We start from the raw sequence: 14,732 nt of genomic DNA, 5'->3' as shown, positions 1-14,732 counted from the left end.
GGATGAATTTAACTGTGTTCCCCCCTTCTCCCCCTCTCCCCCTCTCCCTCTCGCTGTCTCCCCCTCTCTCTCGCACTCTTTATGGAAGTTGGGGTTTTAGGCAGGTTCGAGGATTGATAAATATCTACAATAGACTGGCAGAGTTTCATCAATTCTAGTTGACATTCTGCCAGTTTTCCGTTTTTGTGGCGTTGCTGAATACAGGTATCAATTCCCGATTTCGGAGTTTTTATAAGCCAAGTCTGGTGAGTTTTGTAAATTCCCATAAAAGTTGATTCATACCGTGACTCAGCAAAGCCCAGAATCTATATCCATCAATATGAAAGCCGCCAAACAAAAAAGTGGTGCCACAATAGCCAAACTTTTTCATACTACTATAGCAATCCTAAATAATTTGTGAATTTCTTACTCCCTCCCCTTGATAAGGGGAGGGTTGGGGTGGGGTAAAAAGTTTACGACTCATGCAAGGATTGCTATATTGCATAAAATTCAAGGGACTCTTGAGACACCTCTAGTTTAGGTTATTTACCCACACCCGCTGGCTGCTGACGGTTTCGCACTTCCAGAAAAATCAACAAAGCATTAACATCAGCCGGATTTACCCCACCAATTCTGGCAGCTTGGCCAATCGTCAGCGGTTTCACCTTAGCCAACTTTTCCCGCGATTCTTTGGAGAGAGTTGTAATTGCCATGTAATCCAAATCTGCCGGCAATTGTCGGCGTTCGTGTTTGGCAATGTCATCGATTTGATTTTGCTGTCTTTGCAGGTAGCCGGAATATTTGATATCAATTTCTGCACCATCTTTCTCAGCCAACTTCAGACTCGAATTGCCTAAATTGTAGCGTTCCAAGTCCACATAATGAAAACCAGGACGACGCAACAAATCAGCAAGAGTAATTGAACCTTTAATTGCTTGTTGAGTGTCTGCAAAAATTGCCTTGCCTACTTCCTCGTGCTCTTTCACCCGCGTCGAGTACAAGCGTTCCTTCTCGGCCACAATATTAGCTTGTTTGCGATCGAACAACTCCCACCGGCGATCGTCAATCAAACCAATTTCCCGTCCCAGCGGCGTCAAGCGTTGGTCAGCATTGTCCGATCGCAATAATAGCCGGTATTCCGATCGCGAAGTCAACATCCGGTAAGGTTCCCGCAAATCCTTCGTACACAAATCATCGATCAAAGTGCCGATATAACTTTGCTCGCGAGGAAACACGATCATCTCCTGATTTTTCGCAAACCTGGCCGCATTAATACCCGCCACGAGCCCCTGTGCCGCCGCCTCCTCATATCCCGTTGTACCGTTCACCTGGCCCGCGCAAAACAGCCCTTCAATCTTCTTAGTCATCAGCGTTGGAAAGCACTGAGTAGCAGGCAAATAATCGTACTCCACAGCATAAGCAGGGCGCATCATCTCGCACTTTTCCAAACCCGGAAGAGTCCGCAGCATTTGCAATTGCAAATTTTCTGGTAAACCAGTAGAAAATCCTTGGATATAAAGTTCAGGAATATCTCTACCTTCAGGTTCAATAAAAATCTGGTGACTTTCCTTATCCGCAAACCGCACAATCTTATCTTCAATACTCGGGCAATAGCGCGGCCCCTTCGCATCAACCCAGCCACCGTAGACTGGAGAAAGATGCAAATTGTCTCTAATTAACTGATGAGTAGCTGCCGTAGTTCGAGTCAAATAACAAGGCATTTGTTCCCGTTCGATCCAAACTTCTGGATCGAAACTAAACCAGCGAACCTCTGCATCTCCCGGCTGGGGTTCCAGGTTGGTGTAATCCAGAGTACGCTTGTCAACTCTTGCCGGAGTTCCTGTTTTTAACCTGCCCGTTTCAAAGCCCAAACGATTGAGAGTTTCCGTCAAGCCAACGGCGGCAAATTCTCCGGCGCGTCCGGCGGGCATCGACTTATTACCTACCCAAATTGTGCCACCTAAAAAAGTACCTGTGGTGAGTATTACAGCTTTGCATTCAAAAGCGACGCCGAAGTATGTTTCAACTCCGATTACTTCTTCGTTTTTGCCCAAAACTAAGTCTGTTACCATCGCTTCGCGGATGGTCAAATTCTCTTGATTTTCGACAATATTATTCATCACAGCGGCGTATTCCCGCTTGTCTGTTTGTGCTCGCAGGGCCCACACTGCGGGGCCTCTCGAAGCGTTGAGGACGCGCTTTTGTAAGTAGGTGCGATCGGCCATTTTGCCAATTTCCCCGCCTAACGCATCAACTTCGTTAGTAAGTTGGGTTTTAGCCGGGCCGCCGACAGCGGGATTGCAAGGTTGCCACGCAATTTTGTCGAGGTTGAGGGTGAGGAGAAGGGTGCGACAGCCGAGGCGAGATGTGGCGAGGGCGGCTTCGCAGCCGGAGTGTCCGCCACCTACTACGATGATGTCGAAACTGTCTTGGAATTGTACTGGAGTTTGTGCGGTCATTCGATTTTAGATTTTAGATTTTAGATTGAATAATAGACATCTGGCAAAATTAGGTTTTAGTTTCCTCAATTAAAACTATTCCTCTCCATTAGTGTAGCTGCTTTCTTCAAACATCGATGTTAATCCAGTAATTTTAACGGGGGGTCGATCTTTGAATTCTACGACAAATGACAACTCGCCACCCATTGCGGCGATATAACTTTGCAAAGTAGATACCAACAAATCCGCACGGCGTTCGAGTCGCGAGACATTTTCTTGACGCATATTTAATAATTCTGCCATGCGAATCTGAGTAAATTTCCTGGCTTTTCGTAAGTCTTGCAATGTCATTTCTTCAGCCATTAATTCAACCGATCGTTTTTCGACTATTGCTCGTTGTTCGGGAGGCAAATTCTCCATAATAGTCTTCAGGCTAATTGTCATCTGTTTCTTGCTCCATTAACTTATTCAAATGGCCGGTAAATCTACTATCTGCTATCTTAATTAGTTGCTTGTAAAATCGCTTCTCACTACTACCAGATTTGTCCCCAGCTACCAACAGAATCGCAGATCGGCGGGGGTCAAATGCAAAAGCGACTCGCCAAACTCCACCCGCCGCCTGAAACCTAAGTTCCTTCATATTGGTGTAGGTAGAACCATTGAGAGTATCGACGTGAGGACGCTTGAGGTTTGGGCCAAATTCTTGTAACAGTGTGAGTTTTGCTAAAAGCTCTAATCTGACATCAGTGGGGAATTCGGTAAACTCAGAGTAAAAATCAAAGTGAAACTCAATGTTCCATGTCATTTGGAGCAATTATGCCTTACATAGCATATTATAGGCAATAGTCGATCGAATAACAATATTTATATGCACCCTTCGCGTCTTCACGGTTCAATAATTCCGTACAATTGCAGTTTTGCGCTATGTTAGACAAAAAAATCTCAACAAGCGTACACAAGTGAAATACTTCTTCTTATCCGACGGCTGGAAAGTTGGGCGCGTCTGGGGCGTAGGTGGCGAGTGGAGTCACGCCGCCTGGAGGCGGGCGCCGGACATCCAGCAGCTAAACCTCTGTCTTGTCGATCGCAACGAAAAAATGTGGCTCTACCGCGTAGAAGACGCCGTACTCATGGTAGAGGTCCAACCAGGAGTCCGTCCCGATCCCGCCGATCCCGCCAAAAATATCGGCAACGTCACCCTCACCAGACTGATCGATGCCGAGCAAGTCCTCGAACGCCTCGGGACGATCGCCGCCCGCTGCGAAATGGGCAACCCACAACTAATGTAATGCCCAACATATTGCAATCGGTTCTAACACTCGATACACTTCTTTAAATAACTTTCATTTTTATGCCTCCACCTTTGAAGGTAGATGGCAGTCGGCAAAAGGCAGAGTTTACACCCTGCAGGTAACTGCTGGGATTCAGAATCTGATTTTTCCGTAAAAATAGACATCATCACTTACACCTTGGAGAACCGCAGTCAATGGGACTACCCTGGTATCGCGTACACACAGTCGTCTTAAATGACCCAGGCCGATTGATTTCTGTACACTTAATGCACACTGCCCTCGTGGCAGGTTGGGCCGGCTCGATGGCCCTTTATGAACTAGCAGTTTTTGATCCCACAGACCCAGTTCTGAACCCAATGTGGCGTCAAGGGATGTTCGTGTTACCCTTCATGACTCGCTTGGGAGTTACGGGTTCTTGGGGCGGTTGGAGCATCACCGGCGAAGGTAACGTCGATCCGGGCTTCTGGTCCTTTGAAGGCGTCGCCGTTGCTCACATCATCCTCTCTGGCCTGCTGTTCTTAGCAGCAGTTTGGCACTGGGTATTTTGGGACTTAGAACTTTTCAGAGACCCTCGCACCGGTGAACCAGCCCTCGACTTGCCAAAAATGTTTGGCATTCACCTGTTCCTCTCCGGCTTGCTTTGCTTCGGCTTCGGCGCATTTCACCTTTCGGGACTTTTTGGCCCGGGAATGTGGGTGTCCGACCCCTACGGCCTGACCGGTCACGTCCAGCCAGTGGCGCCTTCTTGGGGCCCTGAAGGCTTTGACCCGTATAATCCGGGCGGCATCGTGGCTCACCACATTGCAGCGGGCGTAGTCGGCGTAATTGCCGGTTTGTTCCACTTGACAGTGCGGCCGCCGGAACGTCTTTACAAAGCCCTGCGGATGGGGAATATCGAAACTGTACTTTCTAGCAGTATTGCTGCCGTGTTCTTCGCAGCCTTTGTGGTTGCGGGTACGATGTGGTACGGTTCTGCTGCGACTCCGATCGAACTTTTTGGCCCGACTCGCTATCAGTGGGACAGCGGCTATTTCCAACAAGAAATCGATCGCAGAGCTCAAGCTACCTTGGCCGGTGGTCAAGGGTTCCAAGAAGCTTACGAACAAATTCCTGAAAAATTGGCTTTCTACGACTACGTGGGCAACTCTCCTGCTAAAGGCGGTTTGTTCCGGGCCGGCGCGATGGTCAATGGCGACGGTATTGCTAAATCTTGGCTGGGCCATCCAGTATTTACTGATAGCGAAGGTCGGGTATTGTCGGTTCGCCGCCTCCCCAACTTCTTTGAAACTTTCCCAGTAATTTTGACAGACAAAGATGGGGTCGTTCGCGCTGACATCCCCTTCCGCCGTGCTGAATCAAAATACAGCTTTGAACAAAGCGGAGTTACCGTCAGCTTCTACGGTGGCGAACTTAACGGTCAAACCTTTGATAATCCTCAGGATGTTAAGAAGTTTGCTCGCGATGCTCAAAAAGGTGAAGTGTTTGAATTCGATCGCGAAACCTTGAATTCTGACGGGGTGTTCCGCACTTCGACTCGCGGTTGGTTCACTTTCGGACACGTTTGCTTTGCTTTGCTATTCTTCTTCGGCCATATCTGGCACGGTTCTCGGACTATTTTCCGCGACGTGTTTGCTGGAGTTGAGGCTGACTTGGAAGAACAAGTCGAGTGGGGCTTGTTCCAAAAGGTGGGCGACGTAACCACAAGAAGAGAAGAATCTATCTAGATTTCGCCAGCCTCTGGGTACGTGGGAAACTTCCCCCCTACACAAAAACCCGGTTTCTTGAAGAAACCGGGTTTTTTTAGTTAATAATAAAACCAACAATTAAGATAAAATAATACGGCAAGGGAAGATAGGGAAAATTTAACATGGAAAGTGTTGCTTACATTTTGATTCTGGCTTTAGCCATAGGCGTACTATTTTTTGCGATCGCCTTTCGGGAACCTCCCCGGATTGGCAAATAATTAGCTATACGCCTCCAGCAAGTCCAAAATATCTTGAACCGGACTGCGGTTAGCCCGCATCATAGGAATCTAATTTGATGCGGGACTATTTCACCGCTGTGTGCTAAGTGATTTTTCTAGTCCAGCCATTCATCAGACCCCAGGCGGTTAGATGAATGGCAATTTGCTGGCAACGCCTGTTAAAATCAGCAATCATGCGCTGTTCCTCCTGCCAACACACAAATAGCCGCGTTCTAGAATCGCGTTCAGCCGAATCAGGTCAAAGCATCCGTCGGCGGCGCGAGTGTTTGAGCTGCCAGCACCGCTTCACAACTTACGAACGCATAGAATTTGTGCCGATTACGGTGATCAAGCGGGACGGCAAGCGCGAATCTTTTGACAGGTCAAAATTAGTCAGGGGATTGATTCGGGCCTGCGAAAAAACAGGTTTGTCTTCGGGGCATCTCGAAACTCTGGCAGAAGAAATCGAAGCCCAACTCCAAGGTCGATCGCTCCGAGAAATCGCCAGCTCAGAAATAGGGGAACTGGTGCTGTTGCACCTGCGACCGCTCAGCGAAGTCGCTTATGTGCGTTTTGCCTCCGTATATCGGCAATTTCGAGGCATCCGAGATTTTGTAGATACCTTAAATCACCTTCAGAATCCCCTCAACGAAGCTGAAGATGCAGAAACTAGACCGAATTTTGACGCAGATTTGCCGGATTCGGAATCAGCCGATCGAGAAAGCCCAGCATCCTGCGCTACTCCCAGCTAAGCTCGCTTAAATTAATTTATAGAAATATTCTGGGAGATTGAAAACCGTGTTGCGAGGAAGGCCGGGAGGAATAGCGACTCAAGGGACTCTCATTCGAGCGAGTGTTCTTTTTTCTCAGTAAGAGTGCTGGGTGTGATATGATCGTCATCGGTCTAAAATAGAGTATAACTAGACAACGTAAAAACTTAACTGGATTAGTTGAGTGCGTAGTCACACCTAACGGTGTTGCAGTTTAGGAAAGCTCGCATTTGAACAAAACCTAACTAAAGATCGGTGACTAATTAAATACGGTAGGGCATACCGAAATTTACGCTTCTGGAGAAACCGACCTCTACTTAGACTGGAGTCATCCTGTCGCCAGCAAGTCGGCTCGTTGAATGAAGAATCTCAGTTTATTTATACCTGAGAGTGTCAAAATAGTCTACTTGACTCGGAATGTTAAGATCTCAACGTTTTAACACAGAGTATGGAGTAACAGTAATGGCAAGCGCTGGTGTGCATTTGCACCCGGCAAAAGTTAGCAAAAACTGACTTTAGTAAAAGATTTTGAAAGAAGTTAACCGCTTTTTCACCAAAATCTCGAATATCTGCCGGCACAAACGAAAAACATGAAGGAGAGAAATCCTAGGAAACTATTCGCATGGTCAATCTCAAAACCACAGTCAAAGACATCGGCTTTACTCACGAAGATTTTGCAGCCCTACTTGATAAATATGACTATCACTTTAGCCCGGGCGATGTAGTAGCGGGTACAGTTTTTAGTATAGAACCGAGGGGCGCTCTGATTGATATCGGTGCTAAAACAGCAGCGTACATTCCCATTCAGGAAATGTCGATCAATCGAGTCGAAACCCCTGAAGAGGTATTGCAATCAAACGAAACTAGAGAATTTTTCATCCTTACCGATGAAAATGAAGACGGACAATTAACCCTGTCCATCCGGCGCATCGAGTATATGCGGGCGTGGGAAAGAGTGCGACAACTGCAAGCAGAAGATGCCACAGTACGATCGCAAGTATTTGCCACCAACCGCGGCGGCGCACTCGTGAGAATAGAAGGCTTGCGAGGCTTTATTCCCGGTTCTCATATAAGTACCCGCAAACCGAAGGAAGAATTAGTCGCCGAAGAATTACCATTAAAATTCTTAGAGGTAGACGAAGACCGCAACCGCCTAGTGTTGAGTCACCGTCGCGCCTTAGTTGAGCGCAAGATGAACCGCCTCGAAGTTGGGGAAGTGGTCATCGGTACAGTACGCGGTATCAAGCCTTACGGTGCCTTTATCGACATCGGCGGCGTCAGCGGCTTGCTGCACATCTCGGAAATTTCGCACGATCACATCGATACGCCTCATAGCGTCTTCAATGTCAACGACGAAGTGAAAGTGATGATCATTGACTTGGATGCCGAGAGGGGCCGGATTTCTCTCTCCACTAAGCAGTTGGAACCGGAACCGGGCGCGATGGTCAAAAATCGCGAATTGGTGTACGAAAAAGCTGAGGAAATGGCAGCTAAGTTCCGCGAGAAAATGCTGGCTCAAAAGCAAGCTAAAGCAGGCATAGACATTCCTGTAGACTCAACTGATGCTGATGATGACTTCTCCGACGAACTCGAAGATGTGCCCTCAGCAATGGAAGAGGATCTGCCGGAAGTAGCACCCGAAGCAGCACCTGAAGCAGCACCCGAAGCAGCACCCGAAGCAGCACCCGAAGCAGTATTAGATGTAGAGGAAGAAATCCCTCCTGCGACGGAAGAATAACATCGCAGTTAGTGTGATTAAAAGAGGGAAAATTCCCTCTTTTTTTTTTATTTATTCATTAATTATTATCAATTCCGGTTGCACTCTTCCGGAATTGTTGACTGTTGACTGTTGACTGTTGACTGTTGACTCGATTTTATTACAATACGATTCAGTTAAGCTCGATCCCCCCTAGCCAAGGGCGGGCACGGGGGCACCGCCCCTACAAAGGGGGGGACAAGAACTTACTCAAAGTCCCCCTTCTTAAGGGGGATTTAGGGGGATCTCCGAGGAATAAATAGTTTTAACCCAAGCGTATTGGATTTTATTATTCCGATGCACGGAAACGATATTAGTCGCTGCTGGGTGGTTGACAATTCCCAATTCCCAATTCCCAATTCCCCATTTTTAATTACCGAGATTTAAGATATTTCTGTAGACCGATGCAGCGATCGCACTTTGAATTCAAACAAGTGACAGCGGAATCAATCTGCCTAAATAGGCATGGTTTTCATGGTGCTAATTTGTTAAGATTTATAAAGGCCAGAGACATCCGCACAGGTGCAAACTCATCAGAATTCTCCCGCCAAAACCAAGCAGACGAGCAAAGTATAAAACAAAATTCTTATAATTTCTTGCCCTGAGACTCAAAGGCAAGTGGATCATGAATATCGAACTATTAAAAGAAAAATTAGAACAGCTAAAAAAACGTCCCAATTGTAGCAAAGGAACGATCGACCAAATCGAAAAATGGTTAATCGGTTCCCACATTTTGCAGAGATTGAGAATTAACCCTTACTACGTCGCAGGGGATACAGTCAAGAATATTAAAAGAATTACTTCGGAATTTCTGCACGGAGTAAAAGCCGGGGCCTTCGACTTGCACTGGGATATTCACTGTCCCCACTGCAACATGATTACAGAAGAATTTAAGGACTTGGCAGATACATCAGAAATGTCTTTTTGCCCCATGTGCGAGCGCGAGTTTAAAATTGATTTGCTCGATCGCGTCGAAGTTACTTTTTCCCTAAACAAAGAAATCGAAGACCCGCAACTGCGGCCCGTCTGCGCTCCCCCTCCCGTACTCCAGAGCAAACTGCAACTGGTAACGCCTTTATACTGCACTGAATCGGAGATTGTCACCTTAGAAGAAGGTCGATACCGCTACTGCTGTCCCCTGACTTTAGCTAAAGGGATTTTAAAGGTTGAAGGCGAAGAAACAGAAGCCATACAAGAAATTAAAGTCCAGCAGTTAGCCGGCCCAGATTTTGACAAAAAAGAGCTGGCCGTGCGTCCGGGAAAAGTTAAGCTCGAACTAACTAATACCGATCACAATTTGTCCGGGTTGATTTTGCATTCAGATGAATTGCCCGAGGAACTGACAGTAGAACAACTGCCCTTGCGGCTATCAGGAATGCAACTGCTTCATCACCCGGATTATAAGCGTTTGTTCGGCGATCAAGTAATATCGGAAAGAGAGCGAGTCAAGATTCGGGCGATTACTATTATGTTTACTGATATTACCGGTTCTACCAGAATGTACGAAACGCTGGGAGATACTAAAGCTTACAATATTGTGCGCGACCATTTTGAAATTTTCTTTGACTCGATCGAGAAATTTGGCGGTAAAGTCATTAAAACCATCGGCGATGCCGTCATGGCTTCATTTATCAGCAACGAACAAGCAATTCAGGCAGCAGTCGGTGCTGTGGCTTGTTTCCGAGAGTACAATTTAACTCGCCCGCAAGCAGAGTGGGTTCAAGTCAGAATTGGCATTCATCGAGGTACGGCTTTGCTCGTAAATCTCAATAATTCGATCGACTATTTTGGCTCCACAGTCAACAAAGCCGCCCGCCTTCAAAATCTTTCTAAAAGTGACGAAGTTTCGTTTTCCGAAGATGTTTACAACGACCAAGCATTTTTAATAGCATTAAAAGCTGCTGGAGTGTCCGAAATTCACAAACGAGTTGAAGATTTAAAAGGGATACAAGGGGCCCAAGTCGCTTATACTGCTAGAATTAATACAGAATCTGTAATCGCGCTGTGTGCCTCATAGGTAATTGAAATCAGTAGAGAATTTTTAGAGCGCGATCGACTAATTTAGCAATTAGGTAGAAATCGGGTTTTTATTTCAAAAAAAAAAAACAGCCGGCAAAAGTAGAAAAAAACGGATTTATTCCGTATTTCTACATAAATTTTATAATCGCTATCAAACTCCGCCTAATCCTTAAGACGGTTGCCTTATCCGAGGAACTTAAGGTGCAATTAGAGTAGTCCGCATGACCTACTTCGAGGCTAACGAGATTGGTTGGCTGCGAATAAGTGCGCTTTAAATGGCTCTTATAAACTTATTTCCACAAAATACACAATAATAGATCGCGCCAGCTACCATCGACATGAAACCACCAGCAAAAAACGATGCCCCCTTTCCGATAGTTGGGATTGCCGCCTCAGCAGGAGGGCTGGAAGCATTCCGGGGGTTACTGAGCAATTTACCTGCAGATACGGGTATGGCGTTTGTGCTGATTCAGCATTTAGCGCCCCATCACAAGAGCCTGCTCACCGAGATTCTCGCGAGAGTCACGGAAATGCCTGTTAGTGAGGCAGAAGACGGCATAACTGTAGAGCCGAATCAAGTCTACGTCATTGCGCCCAACACCAAGATGGTGCTGTCTAAAGGCGTGCTGCAACTATCACCCCGCGAGAAGATTTATGGCAAATATATGCCGGGAGATGCGTTTTTTACGTCATTGGCAGCCGATCGCGGACACAAAGCGATCGGCGTAGTATTATCCGGGGGAGACGGAGACGGTTCACAGGGGCTCAGGGCAATCAAAGCAGCCGGAGGCATGACTTTTGCTCAATGTCAAGACTCGGCAAAATTCGATAGTATGCCGAATACCGCTGTTGCCACAGGGAATGTCGATTTCATTCTGCCACCGGAAAAAATTGCCGAGGCACTGGCAAACTACAGTCGCACTCCCCTTCTCTCTTCCACGATTTCCCTGAAAAAATTTCAGGAATCGCCCCAACAGGCAGATGCCCTGGCAACTATTTTTGCGCTGCTCAAATCGACCGCAGGCGTTGATTTTAGACACTATAAACCCACCACGATCGCTCGACGCATCCAGCGGCGGATGGTGTTGTACAAGCTCGATAGCTTGGAAGATTACGCCCAACACCTCCGACAAAATTCGGCTGAAGTCAAAGCTTTATATGAAGAAATCCTGATCCACGTTACCAGTTTCTTCCGCGATCCCGAAGTATTTGAAAAGTTAAAAGAGCTGGTTTTCCCCAGAATTATTCAAAATAAATGGCCAAACGATCCGATTCGGATTTGGGTGGCGGGATGTTCCACAGGTGAAGAAGTTTATTCGATCGCCATTTGCTTGTTAGAGTTTTTGAGCGATCGAATCACCCAGCCGCCGATCCAGATTTTTGCCACCGACATTAGCGAGAACGCGATCGGCAAAGCGAGGTCTGGTTTCTACTTAGAAAACCAGATGGTAGACGTTTCACCAGAACGGCGTACTCGCTTCTTTGTCCGCGCCGAACAAGCAGACGGTTATAGAATCTGCAAGGCAGTCCGCGAACTGTGTGTATTTGCCCGACAAGACTTAGGCAGCGACCCGCCTTTTTCCAATGTCGATTTAGTTAGCTGTCGCAATGTACTGATCTACTTGGCAGAACCATTGCAAAAAAAAGTGATGCCGATTTTTCATTACAGTCTTAGCCCAACGGGCTTTCTCCTGTTAGGCAATTCTGAGAGTACGGGAAAATTTTCATACTTGTTTACTTCAGTGGATAAAAAGTGTAAACTTTATGCGAAAAATTTGACTGCGAGTCGTCCCTCTTTTGCGTTTGCGCCGAGTTCCTATCACATCGCTAAAGCTGCTCAACAGCAGGGAGCGAATCAAGAAAAATTGATAAATAGGTTTGACTTGGATCGAGCAACTGACGAACTGATTGTGAATCGCTATTCCCCACCAAGTGTGGTTGTCAACGAGCAGATGAAAATCATGCAAGTGCGGGGAGACATCGATCCTTACTTGAGAGTGGCAGCCGGAACGCCGGACTTAAACTTGCTGACTATGGCAAGGGAAGGCTTGATTGTGGAGCTGCGGACTGCTATTTCTCAGGCACAAATGCAAAACATTACTGTTAGGAAAGAAAGGGTATCGATGGCTGCGGGCGGACGATATAATATCGTTAATATTGAGGTGATACCGTTCCCGTCACAACCCGCCGGAACACGCTATTTTTTGGTGCTATTTGAAGAAGCTTTACCCGCGGCGCTCAACTTCGACACCCTCTCTTCTGAAAGCCTCGATCGAGGTAATTTAGCTCCTGAAATTACACTGCTGAAGCAGGCACTTGTCAGCGCTAACGAAGAAAAAATGGCGGCTCAAGCGCACCTGCAATCGCTGATTCTAGAGCAGGAAATTCTCAACCAAGACCTCATAATTGCCAACGAAGAAATCCTATCGAGCAACGAGGAGTTGCAAAGCACCAACGAGGAGCTAGAAACTGCCAAAGAAGAGATTCAAGCTACTAACGAGGAACTCACCACTACTAACGACGAACTTCGCAATCGAAATTTTCAACAGCACCAGCTCAATAACGATCTGACAAATTTGCTGGCTAGTATTAATATCCCAGTCTTAATGCTGGCCAACGATTTACAAATTCGACGATTTACGCCAACGGCTCAGGAAATTTTTAATCTGATTCCGACAGATATTGGACGACCTTTTAACGATATTCGCTCGACTCTCGATCTGCCAGATTTGTCAGCGATGATTTTGGAGGTGATTAATACTCTCCAGACGCAAGAACAAGAAGTTCAAACTTTATCGGGATATTGGTACAACCTCCGCATTCGTCCTTACCGCACAGCGGAAAACAGGATTGACGGTGTGGTAATAGTTTTGATAGATATTGATGATCTTAAACGCAGTGCCAGAACTTTGGAGGAGTCCCGAAACTACGCTGAAACCATCGTGGAAACTGTGCAAACCCCTTTAGTCGCACTAAATGCTGATTTTCGAGTGAATAAAGCAAATCGAGCGTTCTATAAAACCTTTCAGGTTTCACCGTCAGAAACAACAAAATGTTCGCTGTTTGAGCTAGGCAACGGGCAGTGGAATATCCCCCAATTGCGATCGATATTGGAAAATATTTTGGTTAGCGATGTTGAGCTTCAAGACTTTGAGTTGGAGCACGTTTTTGAGCAGGTAGGGCAGAAAACTATGCTGCTCAATGCTTGTAAACTTGAACGAGAAGACCGAGCTTTAATGATTCTGTTGTCGATCGAGGATATTACAGAGCGCAAGCAATTTGACAAAGAGCGAGCGCAGTTATTCGAGCAGGAACAGTTGGCCCGCCAACAAGCAGAAACCGCTAACCGTGCTAAAGATGAATTTCTCGCAAATCTCTCTCACGAACTCCGCAATCCCCTGACTCCGATCCTGGGGTGGGCAAGCATCCTGCGCTCCGGCGTGCTTAAGGAAGCTGCAGTCGATCGCGCTCTAGAGGTGATCGAGCGCAGCGCGCAGACGCAATCTCAGTTAATCGAAGATATCCTGGATATTGCCAGGATTACGAGCGGCAAGCTGGCTCTTAATATCAATTGGATCGATCTGGTTGCGGTGGTGCAAGCTGCGCTCGATGTGGTTCAATTATCAGCCGCAGCAAAAAACATTGAAATTGTTTCGCAGTTGAGTGATGCGACTGTTTTAGGTGATGCTGGTCGCTTGCAGCAAGTTGTGTGGAATCTTCTGTCGAATGCCATTAAGTTTACTCCTGCGGGGGGACGAGTAGAAGTCACGCTGTCGGCGATCGAGAATCACGCTCAAATTCAAGTCAGCGACACGGGAAAAGGCATTGGGGCAGAATTTTTGCCGTATATTTTCGATCGTTTCCATCAAGTCGATTCCAGCATGACTAAGCGGGATCAAGGGCTAGGATTGGGTTTGGCGATCGTGCGCCATCTGGTAGAATTGCACGGAGGAACGGTGCAAGCCGAAAGTCCCGGTGACGGACAAGGAACTACGCTGACTGTGAGATTGCCGCTGCGATTGTTGCCTCAAGATTTGACTTCGGCGATCAATTTAAAGTCAACTGTTTTGCTAGGGCCTTTAAATCCCTCAAATGATACCGTCCCCTCTCTCGAAGGCTTGCACGTTTTAGTTGTAGACGATCGGATCGATACCCGGGAACTCTTAGAATTTGTGCTCAAAAACTACGGGGCGGAGATTACGACGGTGGGCTCTGCCAGAAGTGCGATCGTTGCTATGAAGGAAAACCCCGGCAGATATGACGTACTAATCTCGGATATCGGAATGCCAGAGGATGATGGGTATTTCTTAATTCGAGAAGTGCGAGCTCTGGCTGCAGAAGCCGGAGGAGAAATCCCAGCCGTTGCGCTGACTGCTTATGCGAGCGATCGAGAACGCGAAAGAGCGATCGAAGCTGGTTTTCAAATCCATATTTCCAAACCTGTCCAGCCCGATCAAATAGCATTAATAGTTGCCAATTTAGCGGGAAGATCTTAAATATTTTGGAGTTTTGATT

10 protein-coding genes are annotated in these 14,732 nt (G+C 46.9%); 7 read left to right on the top strand and 3 right to left on the bottom strand.

The genetic code is table 11. The annotated features are described in order from the left end of the window. Positions 1–521: 521 nt before the first annotated feature. The 3 genes from mnmG to QUB33_RS12805 form a co-directional block, all read right to left on the bottom strand. The gene (gene mnmG, locus QUB33_RS12815; protein WP_333350917.1) at positions 522–2,438 is read right to left on the bottom strand and encodes a tRNA uridine-5-carboxymethylaminomethyl(34) synthesis enzyme MnmG; all 1,917 of its coding nucleotides are present in this window, start codon (positions 2,436–2,438) and stop codon (positions 522–524) included. Between the two features lie 75 nt (positions 2,439–2,513). Then, the gene (locus QUB33_RS12810) at positions 2,514–2,861 is read right to left on the bottom strand and encodes an XRE family transcriptional regulator (protein ID WP_190733644.1); all 348 of its coding nucleotides are present in this window, start codon (positions 2,859–2,861) and stop codon (positions 2,514–2,516) included. Continuing rightward, positions 2,851–3,222 carry a type II toxin-antitoxin system RelE/ParE family toxin gene (locus QUB33_RS12805; protein ID WP_190663872.1) on the bottom strand — a complete coding sequence of 124 codons (372 nt, stop codon included), beginning with the start codon at positions 3,220–3,222 and terminating at the stop codon, positions 2,851–2,853. The genes QUB33_RS12810 and QUB33_RS12805 overlap by 11 nt, the downstream gene beginning before the upstream one ends. Positions 3,223–3,376: 154 nt before the next feature. Here QUB33_RS12805 and QUB33_RS12800 point away from each other — a divergent pair, with 154 nt between their 5' ends. The 7 genes from QUB33_RS12800 to QUB33_RS12770 all read left to right on the top strand — a co-directional run bounded on the left by QUB33_RS12800 (position 3,377) and on the right by QUB33_RS12770 (position 14,713). After that, positions 3,377–3,706 (top strand): hypothetical protein, encoded by a 330-nt coding sequence (locus QUB33_RS12800; RefSeq protein WP_190733642.1) that lies wholly within the window; start codon positions 3,377–3,379, stop codon positions 3,704–3,706. Positions 3,707–3,903: 197 nt separating this feature from the next. Further along, positions 3,904–5,433: a photosystem II chlorophyll-binding protein CP47 gene (gene psbB / locus QUB33_RS12795; RefSeq protein WP_333350911.1), complete on the top strand. Its 1,530-nt coding sequence runs from the start codon at positions 3,904–3,906 to the stop codon at positions 5,431–5,433. A gap of 143 nt (positions 5,434–5,576) precedes the next feature. Further along, positions 5,577–5,672, top strand: a complete 96-nt coding sequence (locus QUB33_RS12790) for a photosystem II reaction center protein T (protein WP_006635641.1) — start codon at positions 5,577–5,579, stop codon at positions 5,670–5,672. Positions 5,673–5,866: 194 nt separating this feature from the next. After that, complete coding sequence (nrdR, locus tag QUB33_RS12785; RefSeq protein ID WP_333350947.1) at positions 5,867–6,424, top strand: transcriptional regulator NrdR; 558 nt, start codon at positions 5,867–5,869, stop codon at positions 6,422–6,424. Positions 6,425–7,064: 640 nt separating this feature from the next. Beyond that, positions 7,065–8,180, top strand: coding sequence for a 30S ribosomal protein S1 (locus tag QUB33_RS12780; RefSeq protein ID WP_333350908.1), 1,116 nt, complete (start codon positions 7,065–7,067; stop codon positions 8,178–8,180). A gap of 643 nt (positions 8,181–8,823) precedes the next feature. Beyond that, entirely contained in the window at positions 8,824–10,215 is a 1,392-nt protein-coding gene (locus tag QUB33_RS12775) for an adenylate/guanylate cyclase domain-containing protein (RefSeq protein ID WP_333350906.1), read from the top strand. 340 nt (positions 10,216–10,555) lie between these two features. Then, complete coding sequence (locus QUB33_RS12770; RefSeq protein ID WP_333350903.1) at positions 10,556–14,713, top strand: chemotaxis protein CheB; 4,158 nt, start codon at positions 10,556–10,558, stop codon at positions 14,711–14,713. Positions 14,714–14,732 lie beyond the last annotated feature (19 nt).

Origin of the sequence: Microcoleus sp. B3-A4 (genome assembly GCF_036705385.1) — a bacterium.
Taxonomy (GTDB): domain Bacteria; phylum Cyanobacteriota; class Cyanobacteriia; order Cyanobacteriales; family Microcoleaceae; genus Microcoleus.
This window is presented reverse-complemented; position numbering and strand designations above follow the sequence as displayed.